Here is a 26696-nt window from a genome sequence, read left to right on the forward strand (position 1 = left end):
AGGGTCCGTGAAGTCGTACGCGGCGGTCGACCTCGGTGCGTCCAGCGGGCGCGTCATGGTCGGCCGCGCGGGGCGGGACTCGCTGGAGCTGGTCGAGGCGCACCGGTTCCCGAACCGGCCGGTGCGCACCCCCGAGGGGCTGCGCTGGGACGTGCTCTCGCTGTACGCGGGGGTGCTCGACGGGCTGAAGGCGGCCGGTGCCCTCGGCGGTGGGCGGGTCGACTCCGTCGGGATCGACAGCTGGGCCGTCGACCACGGGCTGCTGGACGCGGACGGCGCCCTGCTGGGCAATCCGGTGCACTACCGGGACACCCGGACCGAGGGTGTCGCGGAGAAGGTGTGGGCGACCGTGCCCGCCGCCGAGCTCTACGCGGCGACCGGGTTGCAGTACGCGCCCTTCAACACGCTGTACCAACTGATCGCCGCCCGGTCCTCCGCCCAGTTCGCCCATGCCGAGCGGTTGCTGCTCATCCCCGATCTGCTGACGTACTGGCTGACCGGGGAGCAGGGCACCGAGCTGACCAACGCCTCCACCACGCAGCTGATCGACCCCCGCACCCGTGACTGGTCGCGGGACGTCGCGGACCGGCTGGGCATCGACCTCGGCCTGTTCGCACCGCTGCGGCGGCCCGGCGACCCGGCGGGTCTGCTGCGGCCCGAGGTGCTGGAGGCCACGGGGCTCTCCGGACCGGTTCCGGTGACGACGGTCGGGTCGCACGACACCGCCTCGGCGGTGGCGGCCGTGCCGGCGACCGGGGAGCGCTTCGCGTACATCTGCACCGGCACCTGGTCGCTGGCCGGCCTGGAGCTCGGTGCCCCGGTGCTGACCGAGGCGAGCCGGGCGGCCAACTTCACCAACGAGCTGGGGCTCGACGGCACCGTCCGCTACCTCCGGAACATCATGGGGCTGTGGCTGCTCCAGGAGTGCGTACGGGCGTGGGGGGACCCGGATCTGGGTGAACTGCTGCGGGGCGCCGCCGCGGTGCCCGCGCTGCGGTCGGTGGTGGACGCCGGGGACTCGGCGTTCCTCGCGCCCGGCCGGATGCCCGAGCGGATCGCCGAGGCGTGCCGGGAGTCGGGGCAACCCGTCCCGCGGACGCCCGCCGAGACCACCCGGTGCATCCTGGACTCGCTGGCCCTCGCCCACCGGCGGGCCGTCGCCGAGGCCCAGGCGCTGGCCGACCACCCCGTCGACGTCGTCCACATCGTGGGCGGCGGCACCCGCAACGCCCTGCTGTGCCAGCTCACCGCCGACGCCTGCGGGCTGCCGGTGGTGGCCGGGCCGGCGGAGGCGGCGGCCCTGGGCAACGTCCTCGTCCAGGCCCGCGCCCACGGCCTGGTCGGCGACCGGGCCTCGATGCGGCGACTGCTCGTCCGCACCCAGCCGCTGGTGCGGTACGAGCCGCAAGGTGACCCGGAGGCCTGGCGCGCGGCGGAGGCCCGGCTCGCCGGCAGGTGAGCGACCTCTTCCGGCGGGGCCTCCACCGGCGGGGCCTCCACCGGTGGGGCCCCCTCCGGCGGGATCGTCTCCGACGACGGTCGGCGCGCGGGTGCACCCGTCTCCGCCGATCGTCGCGCGGGACCCCTCGCTCTTCGCGTACGCGCGTCGTACTCTGACTCATCCGATGACCGACCCCCAAGGAGCCGCGATGCGTGTCGCCCTGTTCCTGACCTGTGTCAACGACACGCTCTATCCCGACACCGGCCGGGCCGTGGTGAAACTGCTGACCAGGCTGGGTGTGGAGGTCGACTTCCCGATGGGTCAGACCTGCTGCGGGCAGGCGCACTACAACACCGGATACCGGCACGAGGCCGAGCCACTCGCCCGGAAGTTCTCCGATGTATTCCGGGAGTACGAGGCGATCGTGACGCCGTCCGGCTCGTGCGGGGCGATGGTGCGGGAGCTGTATCCCCGCATGGGTGAGCGAGCCCGGGCCGAGGGGCGCGGGGACGGCCTGGCGCGGACGCTGGCGCCCGTCGTGCCGAAGACGTACGAGCTGACGGAGTTCCTGGTGGACGTGCTGGACGTGACGGACGTCGGCGCGTACTACCCGCACAAGGTGACCTACCACCCGACCTGCCACGGGCTGCGGAGCCTCGGCCTCGGTGAGCGGCCCCTGCGGCTGCTCCGGGCCGTGAAGGGGCTGGAGCTGGTGGAGCTGCCCGGTGCCGACGAGTGCTGTGGCTTCGGCGGTACGTTCGCCGTGAAGAACTCCGATGTCTCGGCGGCGATGGGCGCGGACAAGGTGCGCAACGCCGAGTCGACGGGCGCCGAGGTGCTGTGCGCGGCCGACAACTCGTGCCTGATGCACATCGGCGGCACGATGACCCGCCTGCGGACGGACCTGCGGCCCGTCCACATCGCGGAGATCCTGGCGAGCACGGAAGAGGAGCCGCTGGTATGAGCGGGACATTCGTCGGGATGCCGGCGTTCCCCGAGGCCGCACACGAGGCCGTGCACAACACGACCCTGCGCGGGAACCTGCGCCACGCCACCCACACCATCCGCGCCAAACGCGCCAACGCGGTCGCGGAGGTGTCCGACTGGGCCGCGCTGCGGGAGGCCGGCAAGCAGATCAAGGACCATACGCTCCGTCATCTCGACCGGTATCTCGTGCAGTTGGAGGAGTCGGTCACGGCGGCGGGCGGCACGGTCCACTGGGCCGCCGACGCGGACGAGGCCAACCGGATCGTCACGTATCTCGTCAAGGCGACCGGCGAGAGCGAGGTCGTCAAGGTCAAGTCGATGGCCACGCAGGAGATCGGGCTGAACGAGGCGCTGGAGGCCGAGGGCATCCGCGCCTACGAGACCGACCTCGCCGAGCTCATCGTGCAGTTGGGCAAGGACCGGCCCTCGCACATCCTGGTTCCGGCGATCCACCGCAACCGGGGCGAGATCCGGGACATCTTCGCGCGCGAGATGAGCGAGTGGGGCCGCCCGGCCCCCGAGGGCCTGACCGACACCCCGGCCGAACTGGCGGAGGCGGCGCGGCTGCATCTGCGGGAGAAGTTCCTGCGGGCCAAGGTCGGTGTCTCCGGCGCCAACTTCATGGTCGCGGAGACGGGCACGCTGGTGGTCGTGGAGTCCGAGGGCAACGGCCGGATGTGCCTCACCCTCCCCGAGACCCTGATCTCGGTGGTGGGCATCGAGAAGATCGTGCCGACCTGGCGGGACCTGGAGGTGTTCCTGCAGACCCTCCCCCGCTCCTCGACCGCCGAGCGGATGAACCCGTACACCTCCACCTGGACCGGCACGACCGACGAGGACGGGCCGCAGACCTTCCACCTGGTCCTCATCGACAACGGCCGCACCGACACGCTCGCCGACGAGGTCGGCCGGCAGGCCCTGCGCTGCATCCGCTGCTCGGCCTGCCTGAACGTCTGCCCGGTGTACGAGCGGGCGGGCGGCCACGCGTACGGCTCGGTGTACCCGGGCCCGATCGGTGCCATCCTCAGCCCTCAACTCCGGGGCACGGGAAGCGACATCGACGCTTCGCTGCCGTACGCCTCCTCGCTGTGCGGCGCCTGCTACGAGGTGTGCCCCGTCGCCATCGACATCCCCGAGGTGCTGGTGCACCTGCGGGAGCGGGTCGCGCAGGGCGGACCGGTGACGGAGAACGGCAACAAGGTCGTCCTCAAGCCCGCGAAGGGACACGGCGCCGAGCGGGCGGCGATGCGGGCGGCACGGTGGGCGTTCAGCCGCCCCGGCGCGCTGCGCACCGGGCAGCGGCTCGCGTCCCGCACACGGCGCTTCCATCCCCGTACGCTGCCGGGCCCCGGCAAGGCGTGGAGCGCCAGCCGTGATCTTCCGGCGCTGCCCCCCGAGCCGTTTCGCGACTGGTGGCAGAGGACGAACGGCGGAAGGGAGACGGGCAAGTGAGCAGCAGGGATCTGATCCTGGGCCGGGTGCGACGCGCCCTCGCCGACGTGCGCCGGGACGACACTCCCCTAGTGCCTGAAGGGCCTGGGAGGGACCCCCAGTACGAGCAGGCCGTGCCGCGGGGTTATCTCCGCGAGCACGGGGGGCTGGGCCCCGCCGAGACGGTGGAGCTGCTGGCGGAGAACCTGGCGGACTACCGGGCGCTCGTGCACCGCACGGACGCGGCCGGACTCGCGGACGTGGTCGCGGGGCTGTTGCGCGCGCACGGCTCGGAGACGGTGCTGGTGCCGCCGGGGCTGCGCGAGGAGTGGCTGTCGGCGACCGACCTGACACGGGTGGCGGACCGGGCGGAGAGCACCGCGCACGAGTTGGACCGGGTCGACAGCGTCGTCACGGCCTGCGCCCTCGCGATCGCCGAGACCGGCACCATCGTCCTCGACGGCTCCCCCGACCAGGGCCGCCGCCGGATCACCCTGGTACCCGACCACCACATCTGCGTCGTCCGCGTGCCTGAGCAGGTCGTGTCGTCGGTGCCTCAGGCGATCGAACTCCTGGATCCGACCCGCCCGTTGACGTGGATCTCCGGCCCGTCCGCCACCAGCGACATCGAGCTGGACCGGGTGGAGGGCGTCCACGGCCCGCGCACCCTGGAGGTGGTCCTGGTGACCGGGGGCGGCGGCCAGAGCTAGACCAGGGCACCGTGGGACGGGCGCGCGAGGGCTCGGGGCGTCGGGGTCACGGCTCACTCCTGGCCAACGCCTCGGCGGCCACCCTGAGGTCGGACACCAGTCCCGCGTAGGCGGCGTCGCGGTCGTCGGCACGGAGTACGGCGGAGGGGTGGAGGGTGGCGACGACGTACGGCCCCCGCGCCCCCTCCGACGGCATGGGCAGCAGCGCGCCGCGGTCCTTGGTGACCCGGAAGGAGCCGCCGAGCAGTGCCTTGCCCGCGGTGGCGCCGAGGGCCACCACGATCTCGGGCCGGACGAGGCGGAGTTCGGCGAGCAGCCAGGGACGGCAGGCGGCGACCTCGCGCAGGTCGGGCGCCTTGTGGATGCGGCGTTTGCCGCCGCCCGGGGGTCGGGTGAACTTGAAGTGCTTGACCGCGTTGGTCACGTAGGTCGCGTCCCACTCGATCCCGGCCTCGTCCAGGGCCCGTCGCAGCAGCCGCCCCGCCGGGCCGACGAACGGCTCGCCCTGCCGGTCCTCCTGGTCCCCCGGCTGCTCTCCGACGAGCAGGATCCGGGCGGACCCGTCGCCCTTGCCGAAGACGGTCTGCGTGGCGTCCTCGTGCAGGGGGCAGCCCCGGCAGTCGGCCGCGGCCCGGCGGTGCGCGGGGAGGCCGCCGCGACTCGGGAGGAACGGCTCGGCGTCGTAGGCCTGTGCTTTTGGGGAGCGGGCCCTCGTGGGGCTCGCGTGCTCGATGGGGCTCATCCGGGGACACCTCCTTGGGCGGGAAGCCCGGCCTGAGCGCTTCGCGGGGCCGGAGCGCTCGACGGAGCCCGAGCGCCGCGCCGGGGGCCGGGGACCGCTCGGGGCTGCTTCCGGGTACCCGTCTCCCGTCGCGATGCACCATGGATCGCCTCCCGTGGGGCACCCACGGACGCATGGCCGCCTTCCTCGCGCTCACGTCCGCCGCGCTGTACGGCATCGTCGACTTCGCCGGCGGGCTGCTGTCCCGCCGGGTGCACTTCGCCGCGGTCACACTGCTCGGCCAGGCGGGCGGCCTGCTGCTGGCGCTCGTGGTGGCGTTCGCCGTGCCGGCGCCGGACGTGCGGCTCCCGGACCTGTTGTGGGGTGCGGTCTCCGGAGTCGGCAGCGCGACGGCGATGACGTATCTGAACCGGGGCCTGAGCCGGGGCGGCATGACGGTGGTGGTGCCGGTCAGCGCGCTCACCGGGGTCGCGCTGTCCGTGCTGTGCGGGGTCCTCCTTCTCGGTGACCGGCCCGCCGGTACGGCGTGGCTGGGCATCTGCGTCACGGTGCCGGCGCTGTGGCTCGTGTCCTACGGCGGCCGGTGCGACAGCCGGACGGAGTCGGCCGGTCCAGGGCACGGTGAGGCCCCCGCGACGAGGGCCGGGGACGGCCGCGGGGTGCCCGGGTTCCGGGCGGGGGCGGCTGCGGACGGGCTGCTCGCCAGCCTGGGTGTCGCGGTGCAGTACCTCGCGCTGGCCCAGGCCGGGGCGGGAAGCGGGGTGTGGCCCGTGGTCGCGGGGCGGGCGGCGGCGGTCGTCCTGCTGGCGCCGGGGATGTGGCGGCGGGCCGGACGGTTACGACAGCCGGCGGCGGTGTGGGGAGCGGCGGCCGCGATCGGGGCGGGGGCCGCGCTCGCGTTGATCCTCTACCTCTGGGCGGCCCAGCGACAGCTGGTGTCCGTGGTGGTCGTCCTGGCGTCCCTGTACCCGGCCGTCCCCACGGTCCTCGGCCTGACCCTGCTCCACGAACGGGTGAACTTCCGGCAGACGGCCGGGCTCGTCGGAGCCATGATCGCGATCCTGCTGCTCACCTTGGGCTGATTCGATCGCCCCAGCCACCGGGGGCGCGGGGCCCTGCCGGCGCGGCCACGGACGGGGGCCGGCACGCCCACTAAAACTTGGGTGGTTCGTTTTCTTGAACTGTTCGTGTTTATGAGGGTAGGTTGGTCGCCATGACCGCATCCCAGCCTCCGAACACCGCCGAGGAGCTCCGCGGTGCCGGCCTGCGGGTGACGGCCGCGCGCGTGGCGCTGCTGGAGACCGTCCGGGACGGCGACCACCTCGGCGTCGAAGCGATCGCCTCGGGCGTACGCGCTCGTGTGGGCCACATCTCGCTCCAGGCCGTGTACGAAGCGCTCAACGCGCTCGCCGGCGCGGGACTCGTGCGCCGCCTCGAACCACCCGGCAGCCCGGCCCTGTACGAGGGCCGCGTCGGGGACAACCACCACCACCTCGTGTGCCGCTCGTGCGGAGTCGTGGTCGACGTCGACTGCGCGGTCGGGCACGCCCCGTGCCTGACCGCCTCCGACGACCGCGGCTTCGCGATCGACGAGGCCGAGGTCATCTACTGGGGCCTGTGCCCCCAATGTTCCGAAGCCAGCAGTTCAGCACCGTGATCCACCAGTTCCGGAAGGACTCCCATGACTGAGAACCACGACGCGATCGTCACGGACGCGAAGCCCGAGGAGACGGGAGGCTGCCCGGTCGCTCACGGGCGTGCCGCGCACCCGACCCAGGGCGGCGGGAACCGTCAGTGGTGGCCGGAGCGGCTCAACCTGAAGATCCTCGCCAAGGACCCCGTCGTCGCCAACCCCCTCGGTGAGACGTTCGACTACGCCGAGGCGTTCAACAACCTCGACCTCGCGGCCGTGAAACAGGACATCGCGGAGGTGCTGACCACCTCGCAGGACTGGTGGCCCGCCGACTTCGGCAACTACGGCCCGCTGATGGTCCGTATGGCCTGGCACAGCGCCGGCACCTACCGCATCCACGACGGCCGCGGCGGTGGCGGCCGCGGCCAGCAGCGCTTCGCGCCGCTGAACAGCTGGCCGGACAACGGCAACCTGGACAAGGCCCGCCGTCTGCTGTGGCCGGTGAAGAAGAAGTACGGCCAGTCCATCTCCTGGGCCGACCTCATGATCCTCACCGGTAACGTCGCCCTGGAGCAGATGGGCTTCGAGACCTTCGGCTTCGCCGGCGGCCGCGCCGACGTCTGGGAGGCCGACGAGGACGTCTACTGGGGTCCCGAGACCACCTGGCTGGACGACCAGCGCTACACCGGCGACCGTGAGCTGGAGAACCCGCTCGGCGCCGTCCAGATGGGCCTGATCTACGTCAACCCGGAGGGCCCGAACGGCAACCCGGACCCGCTGGCCGCGGCCCGCGACATCCGTGAGACCTTCCGCCGGATGGCGATGAACGACGAGGAGACCGTCGCCCTCATCGCCGGTGGCCACACCTTCGGCAAGACCCACGGCGCCGGCCCCGCGGACAACGTGGGCGACGACCCCGAGGCCGCCTCCATGGAGCAGCAGGGCCTCGGCTGGAAGTCCACCTACGGCACGGGCAAGGGCGGCGACGCCATCACCTCCGGCCTGGAGGTCACCTGGACCACCAAGCCCACCCAGTGGAGCAACGACTTCTTCGACATCCTCTTCGGCTACGAGTGGGAGCTCACCCAGAGCCCCGCCGGCGCCAACCAGTGGGTGGCCAAGGACGCACAGGCGATCATTCCCGACGCCCACAGTGACGCCAAGAAGCTGCCCACGATGCTCACCACCGACCTCTCGCTGCGCTTCGACCCGATCTACGGCGAGATCTCCAAGCGCTTCCACGAGAACCCCGACCAGTTCGCGGACGCCTTCGCCCGCGCCTGGTTCAAGCTGACCCACCGTGACATGGGCCCGAAGTCGCTGTACCTCGGCCCGGAGGTCCCGGCGGAGACCCTGATCTGGCAGGACCCGCTGCCGGAGGCCGAGGGCGAGGTCATCGACGCGGCCGACATCGCGGCGCTCAAGAGCAAGCTGCTCGCCTCGGGTCTGTCCGTCTCGCAGCTGGTGTCCACCGCGTGGGCGTCGGCCTCCACCTTCCGCTCCAGCGACAAGCGCGGCGGCGCCAACGGTGCCCGGATCCGTCTGGAGCCCCAGCGCGGCTGGGAGGTCAACAACCCGGACGACCTGCGTCACGTCCTGAGCGTCCTGGAGGGCGTCCAGGCCGAGTTCAACACCGGCGCCAAGAAGGTCTCCCTGGCCGACCTGATCGTCCTCGGCGGTGCCGCCGCGGTCGAGAAGGCCGCCAAGGACGCCGGCTACGCGGTCGAGGTGCCCTTCACCCCGGGCCGTGTGGACGCGACCGAGGAGCACACGGACGCCGAGTCCTTCGCCGCGCTGGAGCCGGCGGCCGACGGCTTCCGCAACTACCAGGGCAAGGGCAACCGCCTCCCCGCCGAGTACCTGCTGATCGACAGGGCGAACCTGCTCTCGCTGAGCGCCCCCGAGCTGACGGTGCTCGTCGGTGGTCTGCGTGTCCTGGGCGCCAACCACGCCCAGTCCACGCACGGCGTCTTCACCGACACCCCGGGCGTGCTCACCAACGACTTCTTCGTCAACCTGCTCGACCTGGGGACGACCTGGAAGTCCACCTCCGCCGACCAGACCCTCTTCGAGGGCCGTGACGCGGACACCGGCGAGGTCAAGTGGACCGGCACCCGTGCCGACCTCGTCTTCGGCTCCAACTCCGAGCTCCGTGCCCTCGCCGAGGTCTACGCGAGCGACGACGCCAAGGAGAAGTTCGTGAAGGACTTCGTCGCGGCCTGGGCCAAGGTCTCCGACCTGGACCGGTTCGACCTGGTCTGATCGACTCGAACACCGCGGCCGGGCCGGCTCCTCACGGGGCCGGCCCGGTCGTTCTCGCGCGCGCGGTCCTCCATTGGCCGCCCCCGCGCCCGGGTACCGCCCCGCCTGCGGAGCGCATGGTTCCGCGTGGGGACGGCGGTAGCGGGGAGGCGGGCATGGTGAGGTCGCACGACCGGATCGAGCGGCCCTGGGGCGACCGGACACCGTACGGCCGGGGCGAGCCGTGACCGACGCGGGTGGACATGTGCCTCGCGGAGGGCGTACGGCCCGATTCGGTGGGGCGGTAGGTGCAGGGCACGTTCACCAATGCCGACCGTACGGTGCATCTGTCGGACAAGGCGGTGGAGCCGCCCGGTGAGGCCCGTCCGGACCTGGACATTTTCCTCGACTACGCGGGGCGGATGGACTTCCGGGACAAGGACGGCGGACCGCTGGTCGCCTGGCACGACCCCGAGTCGGCGTTCGAGGCGTGGCAGCGGTGCTGCGCGGGCCGCCCCTGTGACTACACCGGTCTGTCGTACGCGCGGCTGCGCGGCGGCAGCGGTGTCCAGTGGCCGTACGACGACCGGGACCCGGACGCCACCCGGCGGCTCTACACGCACGGCTTCGACTGGGCGCACCCCGACCTGTGCGAGGACCACGGCAAGGACCTGGTGACGGGCGACCCCGCGGACGCGGCCGAGTACCGCGCGCGCAACCCCGAGGGCAAGGCCATGATCAAGGCCGCCGCGTACGTCGCCCCGCAGGAGGAACCGGACGCGGAGTACCCGTTCCAGCTCACCACCGGGCGGACGCTCCACCACTTCCACACCCGCACCAAGACGGGCCGGACACCGCAGCTCGACGCGAAGGAGCCGGAGGTGTGGGTGGAGGTCTCGGCGGCCGACGCGCGACGGCTCGGGCTCGGCGAGGGCGAGACGGTCGAGGTGCGCACCCGCCGGGGTGCCGTGCGGGGGCGGCTCCGCCTGACGGACGTACGGCCCGGGGTGCTGTTCGTGCCGTTCCACTACGGCTACTGGGACACGCCCTCCGGGGTGGGCCGCGCCGAGAAGTCCCCGCCCCGGGCGGCGAACGAGACCACCCTCACCGCCTGGGACCCCGCCTCGAAGCAGCCGCTGTTCAAGACGGCCGCGGCGGCCCTGACCCCGGCCGGCCCTCGGTCCGCCCCGACACCGTAGGGGCGATGACGAGTTCCTCGACGACCGTACGCGCGGGGAGCGTGGCGCACAGCAGTACGGCGCGGGCCACGTCCTCCGGTCGCACCATGGCGGCCCGGCGCTCCGCGCTCGGTGGTTCCGGGCGGCTGTCCAGGACGGGGGTGTCGACCTCGCCCGGGAGGATGCAGGTGGCACGCACGAGGTCGTCGCGGTAGGTGTTGCGCAGATAGGTCATGAAGGTGCGCACGCCTGCCTTGGCCGCGCCGTACGGGGCCCCGCCGAGGGGCGTGGGCCGTACGGCGGCGAGCGAGGAGATGGTGATGATCGAGCCGCCGCCGCGCTCCACCATGTCCGGCAGGACGGCCCGGGCGAGCAGATAGACCGCGGTGAGGTTGACGTCGACCACGGCGTGCCACTCGTCCTCGCCGAGCCGGCGGACGTCGCCGGTCCGGCCGGCTGCCCCCGCGTTGTTGACGAGGATGTCGACGGGGCCCGCCGTGTCCCGGGTCCAGCGGATCAGCTCCCCCACGTCGTCGGCGTTCTCGACGTGGGTGGCGCGGGCGAGCGCGGTGCCCCCGGCGTCCGCGACGACGGCGGCCACCTCGTCGAGGAGGTGGCGTCGCCGCCCGGCGAGGACCACCGTGGCGCCCTCCTCGGCGAGCATCAGGGCCGTCGCGCGGCCGATGCCGGTGCCGGCCCCGGTGATCAGCGCGGTCTTTCCGTCGAGTGCTCGCGTCCGCTGTTCCTCGTGATGTCCCATGTCCGTCGCCCCTCCCGGCAGGGCGCGGCCGAGCGCCCTCGGGAGTGAGGATCCCCGGTCCCGGGGCCCGTGGGGAGGGTGCGTCAGCGGGCCGGCAGCCGGACGCCCAGCTCGTCCGCCGCCGAGCGCAGCAGCGGCACCATGGCGACCAGGTCGTCCATGCTGCGGCGGAAGGCGGGCGCGGCGGTGGAGAGGGCGGCGAAGACGGTGCCGTCGGGGCGCAGGATCGGTACCGCCACGGCGCGCAGACCGGCGTGGTGTTCCTCGTCGGCCGTGGCGTAGCCGAGTTCGGCGGCGCGGGCGACGTGGGCGCGCAGGACGTCGCGGTCGGTGACGCTGTTCGGTCCGTGCGGGGTCAGTTCGACGCGGTCCAGGAGGTCGGCGCGTACGTCGGCGGACGCGAAGGCCATCAGGACCTTGCCCATCGAGGTGCAGTGCAGCGGGCCGTGTCGGCCCGGGTCGCTGCGGACGCCGACCGGGAGGGGGCCGTCCACATAGTGCACGTACAGGTGCCGGGTGCCGTCGAGGACGGACATCAGGGTGGCTTCCTCGGTCTGCCGGGTCACGCGCTGCATCACGGGGAGGGCGGTGCCGGCGAAGCCGTACACCTGACCGGCCTGTTGACCGAGCTGGAAGAGTCTGAGGCCCGGCTTGTAGCGCTTGCCGTCGGCCTCGAACTCCACCAGGCCCTCGCGACACAGGGAGTTGACCAGCCGGTGGGCCGTGCTGACGGGGACGCCGCTGGCGCGGGCCAGTTCGGACAGGGTGATGCCGCGCGGGTGCTCGCCGACGAGGACGAGCAACCGGATCGCCCGTCCGACCACGTCCGTGGGTACCTCGCTGCCGCTCACGGCGGCAAGTTACCACTGAGTGGAAAGGCCTCCCACGGTTGACAGCGGCAGCCCGCCGCCCCGACGATGATTTTCCGTTGAGCAGATACCTTTTCCACTCAGTGGGAAACCAGGGAGATCACGCATGACGAGCCACCCCCTCTTCGACGTCACCGGAAAGGTCGCCCTGGTCACCGGGTCCAGCCGAGGCATCGGTCGTGCGCTGGCCGTGGGCCTCCTGGAGGCCGGCTGCACGGTGGTCCTCAACGGCAGGGACGCCGTCGTCCTGGAGGCCACCCGCGCGGAGCTGGCCGTGACGTTCGGCGAGGCGGTCCTCACGGAGGCCTTCGACGTCACCGACGCCGCCTCGGTCGCCACCGCCGTCCCCCGGATCGAGGACCGGGCCGGCCCCATCGACATCCTGGTCAACAACACCGGCGCCCAACGCCGCGCCCCGTTCCTCGACTTCACCGACGAGGACTGGCACACCCTGCTCGACACCAACCTCACCAGCGCCTTCCTCGTGGGCCGCGAGGTCGCCCGCCGGATGGTCCCCCGGGGGCACGGCAAGATCATCAACATCTGCTCGCTGCAGAGCGAGGCGGTACGCCCCGGCATCGCGCCCTACTCGGCGACCAAGGGCGGCCTGAAGATGCTGACCAAGGGCATGTGCGCCGACCTCGGACCGCACGGCATCCAGGTCAACGGCATCGGCCCCGGCTACTTCGACACCGAGCTGACCTCGGCGCTGGTCGCCGACGAGGAGTTCAGCGCCTGGGTCCGCGGGCGGACGCCCGCCGGCCGCTGGGGCAGGGTCGAGGACCTGGTCGGCGCCCTGCTCTTCCTCGCCTCCCCCGCCTCCGACTTCGTGGGCGGCCAGCTGCTGTACGTCGACGGCGGCATGCTGTCCGTCCTGTGACCCGGCCCGTCCCCCAAGGAGCCCTCATGCACGCGTGTGTTGTCCACGGAGCCGGTGACCTCCGGGTCGAGGAACGGCCGTACGACGGTCCCGCGGCCGGTGAGATCGCGGTCGCCGTCGCGCTCGGCGGTATCTGCGGGTCCGATCTGCACTACTACCACCGGGGCCGGGTGGGCGACTTCGCGGTGAGCGAGCCCATGGTGCTCGGTCACGAGGTGGTCGGCCATGTCGCCGCGCTCGGTCCCGGGGTCGAGGGGCCGGACGTCCCGGCGGTGGGAGCGCCGGTCGCGATCCATCCGGCCACGCCCTGCGGGGTCTGCCCGGAGTGCGCTCGGGGCATGCGCAACGTCTGTGCCCACACCCGCTATCTGGGCAGCGCGGCCCACACCCCGCATGTGCAGGGCGGGTTCGCACAGCGCCTCGGCGTGCCCGCCGGTCAGGTCCGGGAGCTGCCTGTCGGGCTCGACCTGCGCCGTGCCGTGCTCGCCGAGCCGCTGGCGGTGGCGCTGCACGCCGTGCGCCGGGCCGGCGATGTGCGGGGCAGGCGGGTCCTGGTGGCGGGGGCAGGTCCGATCGGCTGTCTGGTCGTGGCGGCGCTGCGGCACGCCGGAGCCGCCGAGGTCGTCGTCAGCGATCTGCACGAGGAGCCGCTGCGGATCGCGACAGAGGTGGGCGCGACCGCCACGGTGCGGGCGGACCGGCCCGGCGACCCGACCTGGGCCGGCGTCTTCGACGTCGCCGTGGAGGCGTCCGGGGCGCCGGCCGGGCTGCGCAGCTGTGTGGAGCGGACGCGGCGCGGCGGCACCGTGGTCATGCTCGGGCTGCTGCCGCTCGGGGAGATCGGGCTGCTCGGCAATGTGGCGGTCACCCGTGAGCTGGAGTTGCGCGGTTCCTTCCGCTTCGACACCGAGTTCGACGAGGCCCTGTCCCTGCTGGCCCAGGGCCTCCCCGTCGATCCGGTCGTCACGCACACCTTCCCGTTGGAACGGTCCGCCGTCGCCTTCGAGACCGCCCGGGACCGCACGGTCGCCTCCAAGGTGCTGCTGGATCTGACCGAGCGGGCGTGAGCGGGCGTCAGGTGCCGACGACCGCCGGGTGCTGAAGGTCAGCGGTAGAGGGCGGGGCGTTCGACGAGTTCGACCTCGGTGCGGACGCCCTCGGTCTGGGCGCGGACGCCCGCCTCGGAGATCGCGGCGACGGCGTACCCGTCCCAGGTGCTGGGTCCGGTGACCTGGCCGCGACGGGTGGCGTCCACCCAGGCCTGGACCTGTCGGTCGTAGGCGTCCTCGAACCGCTCGATGTAGCCCGGGGTGACCGTGCCGCCCCAGCGGCCCGCCGTGTTGACGAGCATGTCGTGCCCGTCGCCGATGCGGGCCGTGCCGTCCTCGCAGACGGCCTCGGCCTGCACCTGGTAGCCGTAGCGGGCGCTGAGGAAGATCTCGACGTCGACCACCGCGCCGCCGTCGGTCTCGAAGACGACGAGCTGCGGGTCGCTCAGACCCTCGGGGGCGTGCGCGGACGGCCGGGGCCGCAGCACGCTGACGGCGGTGATCTCCTGGCCGAGCAGCCAGCGGGTGACGTCCATCTCGTGGGCCACGGAGTCGTTGACGGCCATGGCGTCGGTGAAACCGGGCGGGGCCTCGGCGTTGCGGTGCCGGTGGTGCAGCAGCAGCGGCCGGCCCAGGTCACCGCTGTCCAGCAGGGCCTTGAGCTTGACGTACTCACGGTCGTAGCGGCGCATGAACCCCACCTGTACCCGGCGGTGCCCCAGCCGCTGCTCCGCCTCCAGCAGCCGGAGCGCGGAGGCGGTGTCCGGAGTGAGGGGCTTCTCGCACAGTACGGGCAGGTCGTGGGCGAACGCGGCGAGCAGGGCCGCCTCGTGCGCGGGGCCCGGTGAGGCCACCAGGACGGCGTCGACGCCCGGTGCGGCCAGCGCCTCGGCCGGGTCGCCGTAGGCCACGCACCCCTCGATGCCGGCGGCGATCGTCCGGGCGCGGTCGGTGTCGAGGTCGACGACGGCGGTCACATGGGCGCCGCTGATCACCTCGGAGATCCGGCGCACATGGTCGGCGCCCATCCGGCCGGTGCCGACGACGGCGACACCGAGGGAGCCCTGCTCGGTCATACCGCTTCTTCCTTTCGTGCGGGCCGGGGCGGCGCCCGGGGCTGCGGGCGCACAGGGTCTCGGTCTCCCCCGAGGAGCCCTTCTTCACGCCTGCGCGACGGGCTTCGCCGGCCACGGCAAGCGGCCCACGCGGAATTGCGTTTCCCCGCGCGACGATCAACGGTTAGGCTCCCCCGGCGCGCGTCAGGCGTGTGCACATCAAGGTGGGGGCACGGGGGACATGGTCGACGAATTCGCCGATTCCGGAGCGGGCTCGGAAGGTGATGGGGATGCGGAGACGGGTTCGGCAGCAGGTCCGGCGAGGGGAGCGGTCGTAGGTCCGGAGACAGGATCGGCAGTGGATCCGGCGACGGGATCAGTCGTAAGTCCGGCGACGGCGGCGACAGCAGGTCCGGATACGGGATCGGCAGTAGATCCGGCGACGAGATCGGCAGCGGATCCGGAGGCGGGTGCGAGAGCGGCTTCCCGAGTCGGCCCGCCGAAGGAAATGAGCACGGGCGCACAGGTGGTCTCGGCGGTGGCGACCGTGGGGGTGCTGCTGGGCGGGATGTGGCTGCTGGCCGACCTCCTCGACACGACCCCGGAGACCTTGGGGCCGGCCGTCTGCTCGACCTCGGACGACGCCTCTCCCACCCCACGGGGCAGGGTCTCGGGCGCACAGCTGTGCACCGCCCTGAACCGCTCCGACCTGCCGAAGCTCCTCGGTACACCCACCGAGCAGGCGGTCAGCGCGTCGGGCAGCGAGAACGAGTCCACCTGGTTCGACGGCACCAGGACCGTCACCCCCGAGGCGACCGTCGACCTCGACACCTACACCGTGGAGCTCTCGGCGTCGTACGAGGACCTCCCTGTCGCCGAGTCGGTCGGCCATCTGGGCGCCGGCGTCGAGAGCAGGACGGTCCTGGGACATGCGGCGGCCCTGTACTCGGGTCAGACCATCTCCATCTCGTTCCGCCTCGACGGCAGTGACCCGCAGTCCGGCCCCGGCGGCGTCGCCCGGCGGCTGCTGGTCGCGACCGACCCGAAGGACAGCGGCACCACCTTCGAGCTCGTCATCTATCGCCAGGATTCGCAGGTGCCCGACGACGCGGCCCTGTTCCGTGTGGCCGAGAAGGTCCTGCCGACGCTCCCGGGCTGGAAGCCCGCGGCCTGACGAGCCCCCGGGTGGCCTCCGACGCTCGGGCGGCCCAGGCACTCCGGCGGCCTGTGATAGCTTGCCGACGCCAGTCGAACCCACGTACGCACACGTAAGTACGCGTACGGGTCAGGGAATCCGGTGTGAATCCGGAGCTGACGCGCAGCGGTGAGGGTGACGGGCGGGACAACTGCCACTGGACGGCGATCACGATCGCGGTCCGGGAAGGCGTCCCGTCCGGGTGACCCCGAGTCCGAAGACCTGCTGGCGGTCCCCGGCACCGAGGGGTGCCCGGGGAAGCACCGTACGACCGGGCTTCGCGCATGAGCCCTCGACGCCGAAGGAAGTCCCGTGCCACTCGCACGCCCCGTCCGCCATGCCGTCCTGTTCCTGGCCGCCGGTTCCCTGTTGCTGACCGGCTGCGGAGGCTCCGGCTCCGCGGCGCCTCCGGGCGGTGGCCCGGCCTCGGGCGGGTCCGCCGGATATCCGGTGACCCTCGACAACTGCGGGCGGGAGGTGCGGGTCGACAGCCCGCCCGAGCGCGCCGTCTCCCTCAACCAGGGCACGACCGAGATCCTGCTCTCCCTCGGGCTCGCCGACCGCATGGTGGGCACCGCCACCTGGACCGATCCGCTGCCGAAGGGGCTGGAGAAGGCCGACGCGAAGGTGCCTCGGCTCGCCGACGACGCGCCCTCTTTCGAGAAGGTCCTGGACACCGAACCCGACCTCGTCGTCTCCTCGTTCGCCTCCACGCTCGGCAAGGGCGGTGTGGCGAGCCGGGAGGAGTTCGAGAAGCTCGGCGTCCCCACGTATCTGTCGCCCTCCGACTGTGTGGGCAAGGACAACAGCGGTGACGGCGACGGCGTCCGCACCGAGCCGCTGACCATGGAGACGGTCTACGGCGAAGTCCGCGATCTGGCCCGCGTCTTCGGGGTCGAGGAGCGCGGCGAGAAGCTGGTGGCCGAGCTGAGGTCCCGGGTGCGGAAGGCGACCGCCGGACTCGACGCAGAGGACGTCACCGTCATGTACTGGTTCGCCAACGCCCAGTCCCCGTACCTCGCCGGATGCTGTGGCGCTCCCGGGGTCATCACCCGCGAACTGGGCGCGAAGAACGTCTTCGACGACACCGAGGAGGAGTGGCCCCAGGTCAACTGGGAGACCGTGGCGGATCGCGATCCCGACGTCCTCGTCATCGGGGACCTGGTCCGCAAGCAGCAGACGGCCGAGACGGCCGCGAAGAAGATCGAGTTCCTGGAGTCCGACCCGGTCACCCGGAACATGACGGCGGTGCGGGAGAAGCGCTATGTGCTGCTGCCCGGCCAGGCCATGAACCCGACCGTCCGGACCGTCGAGGGCGTGGAGAAGCTCGCGGCGGCACTGCGCGAGTACGGCCTCACGGGATGACCGGCACGGAGCACGACGCGGAGCCCGACACGGTCGGCGACGCGGTCACCGACACGTCGGCGCCGGCCCAGGCAGGTGGGCCGCCCTCGGCGAAGACCGGTGGGCCGGCCCCCACGCGGACCGGTGGGCCGAGCCTGGCGGAGACCGGTGGAGCGGACGGTTCGTCGGTGGCGGTGGTGGCGGTGGCCTTCGGCCGTCGGCTGCGCTCGGGATCGGCGTGGACGGCCGGGCTCGGGGGACTGTTTCTCTCCGTCGCCCTCGCGATCACCATCGGTCCGGCCGACATCGGCGTGGTCGACGTCTGGTCCACGGTGGTGGCCCATCTCGGCTGGGGGCACACGGAGTTGACGCCCATCCGGGACGGCATCGTGTGGAACCTACGGCTGCCCCGCACCCTGCTGGCCGCCGTGTGCGGGGCCGGACTGGCCGTGTGCGGCGCGGTGATGCAGTCCCTGCTGCGCAACCCGCTCGCCGACCCCTTCGTGCTGGGCGTCTCCTCCGGCGCGTCGACCGGCGCGGTCGTGGTCGTGGTGCTCGGCGTGGGCGGTGGGGTCCTGTCGGTCTCCGGCGGCGCGTTCCTGGGCGCGGTGGCCTCCTTCGGGCTCGTGCTGCTGCTCAGCCACACCCTCGGCGGCACCACGGACCGCGTGGTGCTGGTGGGTGTCGCGGCGATGCAACTGTTCTCCGCGCTCACCTCCTTCATGGTGATGACCGCGGCCGACGCCGAGACGACCCGCGCGGTGCTGTTCTGGCTGCTCGGCTCGCTCAGCGGGGCCGACTGGACGGATGTGACGGTGTGTCTGGCGGTGCTGGTGGTGGTGCTGCTGGTCTGCCTGGGGCACACCCACGCACTGGACGCGTTCGCGTTCGGGCAGGACGCAGCGGCCTCGCTCGGCGTCTCCGTGGCCCGCACCCGGCTCGTACTGCTGTGCGCCACCGCTCTGCTCACGGCCGCCCTGGTCGCCTCGTCGGGGGCGATCGGCTTCGTCGGTCTGGTGCTGCCGCACGCCGCCCGCGCGCTGACCGGCTCCGGCCACGGTCGGCTGCTGCCGGCCACCGCGCTGGCCGGGGCGGTGTTCCTGGTGTGGGTCGACACCCTGGCCCGTACGGTCCTGGACCCGCAGGAGGTCCCGGTCGGCGTGGTGACGTCCCTCATCGGCGTCCCGGCGTTCGTCGCCATCATGTACCGGACCAGGAGCACCCGATGACCGACACCGCCGCCGACCCGGGCGCCTCCTCCGGGCTGCGCGCCGAGCGGGTCTCCCGCGCCGCCGACGGCACGCTGATCCTGGACGGGGTCAGTGTGTCGCCCCGGCCCGGCACCGTCACCGGTCTGCTCGGCCCCAACGGTTCGGGCAAGTCCACACTGCTGCGCCTGCTCGCCGGGGTCCTCGCGCCCGCCTCGGGAGTCGTCACCCTCGACGACCGTCCACTGGACCGGGTGGGCCGCCGCGCGGTCGCCCGACGGATCGCGGTCGTGGCCCAACAGGCGGACACCCAGGTCGAGTTGACGGTCCAGGACGTCGTACGGCTGGGCCGGGTCCCGCACCGTCGCGCCTGGGCGTCCGTCTCCGCCGACGACGAGGAGGCCGTCCGCACGGCCCTGGTCCGCACCGGTCTCACCGACAAGGCCCACCGGTCCTGGCACACCCTGTCGGGCGGGGAGCGCCAGCGCGTCCAGATCGCCCGCGCCCTCGCCCAGGAGCCGAGCGAACTCCTCCTGGACGAGCCCACCAACCATCTCGACATCCAGCACCAGCTCGCCCTGCTGACCCTGATCCGCACCCTCCGCCTGACCAGCGTCGTCGCCCTGCACGACCTGAACCTCGCCGCGATGTACTGCGACCACCTCGTCGTACTGCGCCAGGGCCGCGTGGTGGCCGTCGGCACCCCGCACGACGTCCTCACCGAGTCCTTGGTCGCCGACGTCTACGGCGTACGGGCCACGGTCACCCGCACCGGCCCGGACGACGGGCCCCACATACGGTTCCTGGGGCCGCTTGCCTAGGGGGTCAGCAAGCGGCGGTGGAGCCGGTGAACCGTTCACCTGCGTGGTCGGAACGAGGTGGGAGCCGGTCGCTGTCGACAACGCGGGACAACCCGGCGCACGGCTGCGCCGTCACCTGGACCCGCGTCGACCCACCGCCTCGGCCACGGTGCCGGCCGACGCGGCGCGGGCAGGAGCCGGCCCGGGACCACGGCCGGTCAAGGGCGCACCGGGCGTGACACGCTGTCCGTCGTGGAACACGTGAAGGTCCGTGGACTGGTCCTGCCCGCGCGGCTGGCATCGCTGCTCCGCCAGGGCGCGTCACTCGTCGAACGGGTCGATTCCCCAGGCACCCGCGTGGGGACCGAACTCGTGCTCCGCCGCCTGGGCGGCCATACGGGCGTCGCGGGCGTCGGCCTCGGGTCCGTCGGGCAGGTGGTAGTCCTCGCCCGCCCGAGCGGAACCGGCCTGCACCTTCGTGGCGACGGCCAGCCGACGGCGTACGTACCGGTCGAGCGCGTCGGGTACGTCGGCGCATGTCGCGTCCGTCAGACAGTCGCCGAGCACGGCCGCGTCGACCAGGGCCTGTGCCGCACCCTGCGCCTGGAAGGGCGCCATCGCGTGGGCGCTGTCGCCGAGGAGGGTGATCCGGCCGATGTTCCAGCGGGCGAGCGGGGCACGGGTGTGGATGCCGTGACGGAGCACCGTCCCGGTCCGGCCGAGGAGGGCGCGCACCCGGGGGTCCCACCCCCGGAACGCGTGGAGCTGCTCCTCCGGCTCGGCCCGGGCGGTCCATGACTCCTGTGCCGCGTCGGTCTCGACGACACCCACGACGTTGAGCAGTTCTCCGCGACGCACCCAGTAGTGCACGAAGTGCCGTCCCGGGCCGAGCCAGAGCGCGTACTCCGGCAGGTCCAGATCCGCCACCTGCTCGGCCGGCAGCAGGGCCCGGTAGGCGGCGGTCCCAGAGAACAGGGCCTCGTCGGCGCCGAAGAGCCATCGGCGGGCCGAGGACCGTATGCCGTCGGCGGCGACGACGAGGTCCGCCTCCAGCTGTTCCCCGCCGGCCGTGGTCACCCGGGCCGATCCGGCGTCCTGTCCGATGCCTACGACCATGGTGTCCAGCCGCACCGCCTCGGGCGGTACCGCGGCGGCCAGCGCTCGGTGCAGATCGGCCCGGTGGACCTGGAGATACGGCGCCCCGAAGGCCTCCTCGACCTCGCGTCCCAGCGCGTAGTGGCAGATCTCGCCGCCGTCGGACCAGGTGCGAAAGCTCAGCCGGGACGGCCGGGTGGACCGGGCGTCGACCGCGTCGAGCAGGCCGAGCCGGCGCAGGACGCGGGTGGCGTTGGGCGCGAGCTGGATGCCCGCGCCGGTCTCGGTGAACCGGGGCGCCTGCTCGACGAGTGTCACCTCGCAGCCGGCGCGACCCAGACTCAGGGTGGCCGCCAGTCCGCCGATGCCCGCCCCCACGACGATCGCCCTCATGCCCCCACCTCAGGTCGACGTCGTTCCACGCTACCGGCGGACGAGAGCGGGGGGCAGGCGCGCGACGACGTGGAGCCGCCGCGCGCCGGCGCTCAGAGCGAGGCCCGCTCCACCGGGATCCACAGCTCCGCGTCGGCCCGCGTCGCGTCGGGCGAGAGCCTGGTCCGCAGGATCTCGGGGCCCGGACGGCTCCGGTACGGGTTGGACGGGAACCACTGGGTGAACACGTCCCGCCACAGGTGCTGCAGCGCCTGCGGGAAGGGCCCGGAGTTCTCGAACACGGCCCAGGTGCCGGCCGGGACGACGAGTTCGTCCATGTCCTCGGGGGTGGCGGCCCGCGTCACCGCTCCGTGGAAGTAGTCGAGTTCGGTGCCCTCGGCCCGACTGGCGTCGAGGTTGTCACTGATCGAGACGATCCCCTTCGGTTCCTGGTCGGACAGGCTCTCGATCCGGTCGAGCGTCTGCTGCCCGAGGCCCCGGATGAAGTCGGCGATCGCCGGGTTCATCCCCTCGTGCACGAGCGGCACACGGGTCTTCCTCCCGACCACCCGGAACTCCTCCTTGTCCATGACGCGATAACGCATGCTGCTGCTCCCTTCGACGACGAGGCGGAAGGACATCCGGGGCTGCGACCGCAGACTGGCACCGGTACGCCGGGCCTCCCCGGGGCCGACGCCGTGCAGGGCACGGAACGCCCGTGCGAAGGCCTCTCCGGAGCCGTAGCCGTAGCGCACCGCGATCTCCAGCAGCGTCCGCTCGTCGGTCAGCACCTCGGCACCGGCCACGGTCAGCCGACGCCGTCGGATGTACTCCGACAGCGGCATGCCCGCGAGCGCGGAGAAGAGCCGCCGCAGGTGGTACTCCGACGTCACCGCGATCCGTGCCAGGTCCGCCACCTCGATCGGCTGATCGAGATGGCGCTCGATGTGCTCCATGGCCTGGTTGAGCCGCTCCAGCACCCCGGCCTCCTTCCTTTCGACCACCACGCTAGGAAGCGGCCACCCCGCCCCACCCGACATCCTGTGCCCGCTCCGGTCGGGTGGGGGACCAGGCACCGCCGCTCATCGATTTGTTCCTCCCCTGCGCCCCGCACTCCTTCCATCTCTCCGGCGCCGACCCGACGTCGGCCAGGGCGAGGTGGACTGGGAGGCCTTCTTCGGCACCCTGCGCGAGCTGGACTTCGACGGGGTGGCCACCGCCTGTGTCTTCGCGTGGGAGGAGCGGGCGAAGGAGTCGTCCGCGTTCATGCGGGACCGCATCACCAAGGAACTCGCCCGCTGAGACGGAGCGAGGTGACGGGCGCGCGTGACGTCTGAGAGGTGACACGGAGACGTGACGGGCACCGGCGGGCATCTCCCCCACCGGTGCCCGAGCGTCTGTCAGGCGAGGGTGACCTCGACCGGCAGCTTCTTGATGCCGTTGACGAAGTTGGAGCGGACGCGCGGGACGTCACCGACGAGGCGGATGTCGGCGAGGCGCGGGATCAGCTCCTCGAACATGATGCGGATCTCGGTGCGGGCCAGCAGATTGCCCAGGCACAGGTGCGGGCTGCCCTTGCCGAAGGTGACGTGGTCGTTGTCGGCGCGGGCGACGTCGAAGTCGTACGGGTTGCCGAAGACCTCCTCGTCGCGGTTGCCGGAGGCGTACCACATGACGACCTTGTCGCCCTCCTTGATCCGCTTGCCGCCGAGTTCGACGTCACGGGTCGCGGTGCGGCGGAAGTGGTAGACGGGGGACGCCCAGCGCAGGAACTCCTCGGTCGCCACCGGGATCAGGGACGGGTCCTCCTGGAGGCGGGCGAGCTGCTCCGGGTGCTGGAGCAGCGCCAGCATGGAGTGGGTGATGGTGTGGCGGGTGGTCTCGTTGCCGGCGACGACCAGGAGCAGGAAGTAGTTGTCGAAGTCCTGCGCGGAGAGCGGGACGCCGTCGCGGGGGGTGGTGTTGACGAGCTTGGAGACCAGGTCGGTGCCGTCGCCGCCGCGTCGCTGCCGGGCCAGTTCGCGGCCGTACTCGAAGACTTCGAGGGAGGCGGGTGAGCGGAACGGCAGGTGCCGGTACTGCTCGCTCTCGGCGCTGTTCAGCAGGACGTCGGCGTAGTCGGGGTCGGTGTTGCCGATGATGCGGTTGCCCCAGTCGATGAGCTTCTGGTTGTCCTCCGGGGGGACGTCGAGGAGGCGGGCGAGGACGTTGATGGGGAAGTCGGCGGAGACGTCGGCGACGAAGTCGAAGGTGCCCTTGGCGAGGGCCGCGTCGAGGGTGGTGGCGGTCAGGCCGCGCAGGAAGTCGGTGTAGCTGTTGATGACGCTCGCGCCGAACTGGCGCTGGATCACGCTGCGCAGGGCGCGGTGGCGGACGCCGTCCAGTTCGAGGATGGAGGCGCGGGTCCTGATCTGGTCCTCGTCGACCTCCTCCAGGTTGACGAACCTCGTCGAGGTGAAGGTGTCGGCGTCCCGGTCGACGCGGGCGATGTCGGCGTGCCGGGTGACCGCCCAGAAGCCGGAGTTGGGGGCCTCCTCGGGCTGCCAGTGGACCGGGTCCTGGTGGCGCAGGGTGTGGAACATGCGCCACGGGGTGACGCCGTCGGTGAAGTTGTCGAGGTCGGCGAGGTCCACGTCGTCCAGCGGCATGGGTTCCTGCACGGCCTCGCGCACGGAGGCGGGGCGGGCTGAAGTGGTCATGGTCGGGTGCTCCCAGGCGTCACAGGTGGTAGGCGTACTCGGTGAACTCCCAGTCGGTGACGTGCCGTTGGAAGCGTGCGACCTCGTCGCGCTTGTAGGTGAGGTACGAGGTGGTGAAGGCCTTGCCGAGGATCTCGGTGAGGGCGGTGTCCGCCTCCAGGGCGTCGAGGGCGGCGGAGAGGTCCATCGGCAGCACGGCCGACCTGGCGGTGTCGTAGCCGTAGCCCTCCAGCGGGGCCGGGGGTTCCTCGCCGGCGCGGACGCCGAGCAGCGCGGCGGCGATCGTGCCCGCGATCAGCAGGTAGGGGTTGGCGCCGGCGTCGCCGAGGCGCAGTTCGAGCCGGGCGCCGGAACCGCGCTCGGGCGGGACGCGGACCATGGCGCTGCGGTTGTCCAAGCCCCAGTCGATCAACCAGGGGGCGAGGGTGTCCGGGCCGAAGCGTTTGTAGGAGTTGACCGTCGGGTTGGCGAGGGCGGCGAGCGCCGGGGCGTGGGCGAGGACACCGGCGATGGCGTGGCGGGCGGTGTCGGACAGTCCGTGGCGGCCCGCGGGGTCGTCGAAGGTGTTGCGGCCCCGCTCGTCGTCGCAGGACAGATGGAGGTGGAAGCCGGAGCCGCCCGCGTCGTTGAAGGGCCTGGCCATGAAGGTGGCGAGACGGCCCTCCTTGCGGGCGAGTTCCTTGACGGCGGCCTTGAAGCGGAAGGAGCGGTCGGCGGCCGAGAGCGCCTCCGAGTGCGCCAGGTTGATCTCGAACTGGCCGCCGTCGAACTCGTGGTTGCCGCCCGTGACGCCGATGCGCAGGTCGCGGAGGTGGCGCAGGGTGCGCAGCAGGTGGTTGTCGGGGTCGGCGCGCAGGCCGGCGGTGTAGACGGCGCCGGTGGCGCCGGAGTAGCGCTTCCAGCCGCTCGGGGAGGCCGGGTCCGCGTCGCAGAGGAAGTATTCGAGTTCGGGGCCGACCACCGGGCGCAGACCCTGTTCGGCGCAGCGGGCGAGCACCGAGCGCAGCAGGTCGCGGGGGGATTCGGGGGCGGGTGCCCCGGTCGCCGGGTCGACGGTCTCGCCGAGGCAGGTGGCGACGCCGGGCTCCCAGGGGAGGGCGACCAGGGTGTCGAGGTCGGGGCGCACATGGATGTCGGGCAGGCCCGCGTCCAGACCGCCGGCCACGGGGACCACGTCGCCCTGGGGTGAGGTGTGGTAGACCGCCCGGCAGAAGGCGAGCCCGTGCTCGCAGGCCGTCGGCAACTGGTCGAGCAGCACGTCCCGGGCCCGGTCGGTACCGATCAGGTCGGGGTAGGTCACCCGGACCACGTCGATGCCCTCGGCGGCCAGCCGCTCCTGGTGTTGCCTGACGGCCGGTGTTTCGGATGCGCTCACCGTTGTCTCCTCGACGACTGAGGCCGTTTGTTTGGTGCCAAACGATATGAACGGGTGAAGCGGCCCGCAAGGGCCGGGGCCAAAAAATTATCCACCTGGACAGGTATTGACCAGGGGTGAGCGGCTTCCTATGTTGTTTGGAGCCAAACGAGCTACTTCAGGAGGACCGGCCATGAAGGTCGTCGTCGACATGAACAAGTGCCAGGACCACGGACAGTGCGTCTTCGCCGCCCCCGACGTCTTCCAGCTCGACGAGAACGGGCGTCTGGCCTACGTCAGCGACCCCGACGACGCGCTCGTGGACGAGGTCGAGGAAGCCGCCGACGTGTGCCCGCTCCAGGCCATCCGGATCGAGGGCTGAGCCGCATGACAGGGACGGGCGGACCGAGGGACACGCCGACCGACACGGTGACCGGCGCGGGGCCGGAGGCAGGGCCGGGCGGGGTGGTCGTCGCCGGTGCCTCCATGGCAGGTCTGCGCGCCGCCGAGCAGCTGCGCGCGGCGGGCTGGACCGGGGCGATCACCCTGGTCGGCGAGGAACCGCACATGCCCTACAACCGGCCTCCGCTCTCCAAGGAGGTGCTGGCCGGGAAGGCGCCCTTCGAGTCGCTGGCCTTCCGGCCCCGGGCGAGCGTGGCGGACGTGGAGTGGCGGCTCGGCACCAGGGTCGTCGCCTCCCGCCTCGCCGAGCGGACCGTCGACCTCGACGACGGGTCGCGGCTGTCGTACGACGCCCTGGTCGTCGCCACCGGTATGCGGCCCCGGCGGCTGTCCTGTCCCGGTCCGCTCGTCGGCCGGCACACCGTCCGCACCCTCGCCGACGCGCGGGGCCTGCGGGCGGAGCTGACCCGGCCCGGAGCCCGGGTGGTCGTGGTCGGGGCCGGGTTCATCGGCTGCGAGGTGGCCGCCACCGCCGTGGGTCTCGGAGTCGCCGAGGTGACGGTCGTCGATCCGCTGCCGCTGCCCATGGTCGGCCCCCTCGGCGAACTGCTCGGGCACGCGCTGCTGCGACGGCACGAGGAACGCGGGGTGCGGTTCGCGCTCGGCGCCGGTGTCGCCGGGTTCGAGGGCGGGGACCGGGTCACGGGCGTGGTGCTCGCCGACGGGACCGTGCTGCCCGCCGATGTGGTGGTGGAGTCGGTCGGTTCGCTGGCGAACACCGAGTGGCTGGACGGCAACGGCCTCGACCTGGACGACGGGGTGCTCACCGACGAGCGGCTCCGGGTCGGCGGACGGCCCGAGGTGGTCGCGGTGGGCGACGTCGCCCGTTTCCCCAACGCCCGCTACGACGGGGTCCCGCGCCGGGTCGAGCACTGGTCCATCCCCACGGACACCGCCAAGCACGCGGCGAAGGTCCTCACCGGCGCCGAGACCGCGCCCTTCGCGCCGCTGCCGACCTTCTGGAGCGACCAGCACGACTTCCGGCTCCAGTCCTTCGGCGCGCCCGCGCTCGGCAAGGACGACGTACGGGTCCTGGACGGCGACCCGGCCACGGACGTCCTGGTCGGCTACCACCACCACGGCCGGCTGGTGGGGGTCGTCGCGCTCGGCGGCCCCGCGACCGTCTCCGCCGCCGCCCGTCACCGCGCCGCACTGCTCCAGCAGCCCGCCCTCACCGCGTAAGGACCCCCC

General features: G+C 72.5%; 23 protein-coding genes, 2 pseudogenes and 1 riboswitch. Of the genes and pseudogenes, 17 read left to right on the forward strand and 8 right to left on the reverse strand.

The window, feature by feature from the left end; all coding sequences use genetic code 11:
* The first annotated feature begins 7 nt into the window (after window positions 1–7).
* The 4 genes from RM704_RS09120 (at window position 8) to RM704_RS09135 (ending at window position 4569) form a co-directional block, all read left to right on the forward strand.
* Window positions 8–1459 carry a rhamnulokinase gene (locus RM704_RS09120; RefSeq protein ID WP_033528528.1) on the forward strand — a complete coding sequence of 484 codons (1452 nt, stop codon included), beginning with the start codon at window positions 8–10 and terminating at the stop codon, window positions 1457–1459.
* 190 nt (window positions 1460–1649) lie between these two features.
* Window positions 1650–2405 (forward strand): (Fe-S)-binding protein, encoded by a 756-nt coding sequence (locus RM704_RS09125; RefSeq protein WP_033528527.1) that lies wholly within the window; start codon window positions 1650–1652, stop codon window positions 2403–2405.
* Window positions 2402–3880, forward strand: a complete 1479-nt coding sequence (locus RM704_RS09130) for a LutB/LldF family L-lactate oxidation iron-sulfur protein (protein ID WP_192829702.1) — start codon at window positions 2402–2404, stop codon at window positions 3878–3880. The genes RM704_RS09125 and RM704_RS09130 overlap by 4 nt, the downstream gene beginning before the upstream one ends.
* Complete coding sequence (locus tag RM704_RS09135; RefSeq protein WP_033528525.1) at window positions 3877–4569, forward strand: LutC/YkgG family protein; 693 nt, start codon at window positions 3877–3879, stop codon at window positions 4567–4569. Before RM704_RS09130 ends, RM704_RS09135 begins: the two co-directional genes overlap by 4 nt.
* Before the next feature lie 46 nt (window positions 4570–4615).
* Here RM704_RS09135 and RM704_RS09140 read toward each other — a convergent pair whose 3' ends face one another.
* A complete protein-coding gene (locus RM704_RS09140) occupies window positions 4616–5311 on the reverse strand; it encodes a UdgX family uracil-DNA binding protein (RefSeq protein ID WP_033528524.1) in 696 nt (231 codons plus the stop codon).
* 173 nt (window positions 5312–5484) lie between these two features.
* Between RM704_RS09140 and RM704_RS09145 the strand changes: the two genes are divergently transcribed.
* From RM704_RS09145 to RM704_RS09160, 4 genes and pseudogenes are all read left to right on the forward strand, one after another.
* The gene (locus tag RM704_RS09145) at window positions 5485–6393 is read left to right on the forward strand and encodes an EamA family transporter (RefSeq protein WP_033528523.1); all 909 of its coding nucleotides are present in this window, start codon (window positions 5485–5487) and stop codon (window positions 6391–6393) included.
* A 131-nt stretch (window positions 6394–6524) separates the two neighbouring features.
* On the forward strand, window positions 6525–6968 hold the full coding sequence (locus tag RM704_RS09150; protein ID WP_033528822.1) for a Fur family transcriptional regulator: 444 nt from the start codon (window positions 6525–6527) through the stop codon (window positions 6966–6968).
* 24 nt (window positions 6969–6992) lie between these two features.
* Window positions 6993–9206, forward strand: a complete 2214-nt coding sequence (gene katG, locus RM704_RS09155) for a catalase/peroxidase HPI (protein ID WP_033528522.1) — start codon at window positions 6993–6995, stop codon at window positions 9204–9206.
* Between the two features lie 293 nt (window positions 9207–9499).
* A pseudogene (locus RM704_RS09160) lies at window positions 9500–10381 on the forward strand (molybdopterin oxidoreductase family protein); the annotation flags it as partial.
* Here RM704_RS09160 and RM704_RS09165 read toward each other — a convergent pair.
* Complete coding sequence (locus RM704_RS09165) at window positions 10326–11123, reverse strand: SDR family oxidoreductase (protein WP_052146148.1); 798 nt, start codon at window positions 11121–11123, stop codon at window positions 10326–10328. The pseudogene RM704_RS09160 and the gene RM704_RS09165 overlap by 56 nt on opposite strands.
* Before the next feature lie 83 nt (window positions 11124–11206).
* Window positions 11207–11974, reverse strand: coding sequence for an IclR family transcriptional regulator (locus tag RM704_RS09170; RefSeq protein ID WP_033528521.1), 768 nt, complete (start codon window positions 11972–11974; stop codon window positions 11207–11209).
* A gap of 124 nt (window positions 11975–12098) precedes the next feature.
* On the opposite strand from RM704_RS09170, the gene RM704_RS09175 reads away from it, so the two are divergent.
* Together RM704_RS09175 and RM704_RS09180 are read left to right on the forward strand one after the other, a co-directional pair.
* Window positions 12099–12872, forward strand: a complete 774-nt coding sequence (locus RM704_RS09175) for an SDR family oxidoreductase (RefSeq protein ID WP_033528520.1) — start codon at window positions 12099–12101, stop codon at window positions 12870–12872.
* 26 nt (window positions 12873–12898) lie between these two features.
* Window positions 12899–13939 (forward strand): L-idonate 5-dehydrogenase, encoded by a 1041-nt coding sequence (locus tag RM704_RS09180; protein WP_033528519.1) that lies wholly within the window; start codon window positions 12899–12901, stop codon window positions 13937–13939.
* A 38-nt stretch (window positions 13940–13977) separates the two neighbouring features.
* Here RM704_RS09180 and RM704_RS09185 read toward each other — a convergent pair whose 3' ends face one another.
* Entirely contained in the window at window positions 13978–14997 is a 1020-nt protein-coding gene (locus tag RM704_RS09185; protein ID WP_033528518.1) for a Gfo/Idh/MocA family protein, read from the reverse strand.
* 487 nt (window positions 14998–15484) lie between these two features.
* Here RM704_RS09185 and RM704_RS09190 point away from each other — a divergent pair, with 487 nt between their 5' ends.
* The 4 genes from RM704_RS09190 (at window position 15485) to RM704_RS09205 (ending at window position 19544) form a co-directional block, all read left to right on the forward strand.
* The gene (locus tag RM704_RS09190) at window positions 15485–16150 is read left to right on the forward strand and encodes a DUF6215 domain-containing protein (protein WP_033528517.1); all 666 of its coding nucleotides are present in this window, start codon (window positions 15485–15487) and stop codon (window positions 16148–16150) included.
* A 54-nt stretch (window positions 16151–16204) separates the two neighbouring features.
* Window positions 16205–16415: riboswitch (cobalamin riboswitch) on the forward strand.
* A 68-nt stretch (window positions 16416–16483) separates the two neighbouring features.
* Window positions 16484–17536 carry an ABC transporter substrate-binding protein gene (locus tag RM704_RS09195; RefSeq protein ID WP_033528516.1) on the forward strand — a complete coding sequence of 351 codons (1053 nt, stop codon included), beginning with the start codon at window positions 16484–16486 and terminating at the stop codon, window positions 17534–17536.
* On the forward strand, window positions 17533–18744 hold the full coding sequence (locus RM704_RS09200) for a FecCD family ABC transporter permease (RefSeq protein ID WP_311590472.1): 1212 nt from the start codon (window positions 17533–17535) through the stop codon (window positions 18742–18744). The genes RM704_RS09195 and RM704_RS09200 overlap by 4 nt, the downstream gene beginning before the upstream one ends.
* Window positions 18741–19544, forward strand: a complete 804-nt coding sequence (locus tag RM704_RS09205; protein WP_033528515.1) for an ABC transporter ATP-binding protein — start codon at window positions 18741–18743, stop codon at window positions 19542–19544. The genes RM704_RS09200 and RM704_RS09205 overlap by 4 nt, the downstream gene beginning before the upstream one ends.
* Before the next feature lie 300 nt (window positions 19545–19844).
* Here the strand turns inward: RM704_RS09205 and RM704_RS09210 are convergent, their stop codons facing one another.
* Entirely contained in the window at window positions 19845–21011 is a 1167-nt protein-coding gene (locus RM704_RS09210) for an FAD-dependent monooxygenase (RefSeq protein WP_033528514.1), read from the reverse strand.
* 92 nt (window positions 21012–21103) lie between these two features.
* Window positions 21104–21970 carry an AraC family transcriptional regulator gene (locus RM704_RS09215; protein WP_033528513.1) on the reverse strand — a complete coding sequence of 289 codons (867 nt, stop codon included), beginning with the start codon at window positions 21968–21970 and terminating at the stop codon, window positions 21104–21106.
* A 160-nt stretch (window positions 21971–22130) separates the two neighbouring features.
* Here RM704_RS09215 and RM704_RS09220 point away from each other — a divergent pair.
* Window positions 22131–22292 (forward strand): annotated as a pseudogene (locus RM704_RS09220) (TIM barrel protein); the annotation flags it as partial.
* Between the two features lie 98 nt (window positions 22293–22390).
* Here RM704_RS09220 and RM704_RS09225 read toward each other — a convergent pair.
* Together RM704_RS09225 and RM704_RS09230 are read right to left on the reverse strand one after the other, a co-directional pair.
* The gene (locus RM704_RS09225) at window positions 22391–23689 is read right to left on the reverse strand and encodes a cytochrome P450 (protein WP_033528512.1); all 1299 of its coding nucleotides are present in this window, start codon (window positions 23687–23689) and stop codon (window positions 22391–22393) included.
* Window positions 23690–23708: 19 nt separating this feature from the next.
* The gene (locus RM704_RS09230; RefSeq protein ID WP_033528511.1) at window positions 23709–25064 is read right to left on the reverse strand and encodes a glutamine synthetase family protein; all 1356 of its coding nucleotides are present in this window, start codon (window positions 25062–25064) and stop codon (window positions 23709–23711) included.
* 172 nt (window positions 25065–25236) lie between these two features.
* Here RM704_RS09230 and RM704_RS09235 point away from each other — a divergent pair, with 172 nt between their 5' ends.
* A complete protein-coding gene (locus tag RM704_RS09235; protein WP_033528510.1) occupies window positions 25237–25425 on the forward strand; it encodes a ferredoxin in 189 nt (62 codons plus the stop codon).
* Between the two features lie 83 nt (window positions 25426–25508).
* Window positions 25509–26687, forward strand: a complete 1179-nt coding sequence (locus tag RM704_RS09240; RefSeq protein WP_033528509.1) for an NAD(P)/FAD-dependent oxidoreductase — start codon at window positions 25509–25511, stop codon at window positions 26685–26687.
* The last annotated feature ends 9 nt before the right edge of the window (window positions 26688–26696 follow it).

This window comes from Streptomyces gottesmaniae, from assembly GCF_031845845.1.
Classification (GTDB): domain Bacteria; phylum Actinomycetota; class Actinomycetes; order Streptomycetales; family Streptomycetaceae; genus Streptomyces; species Streptomyces akebiae.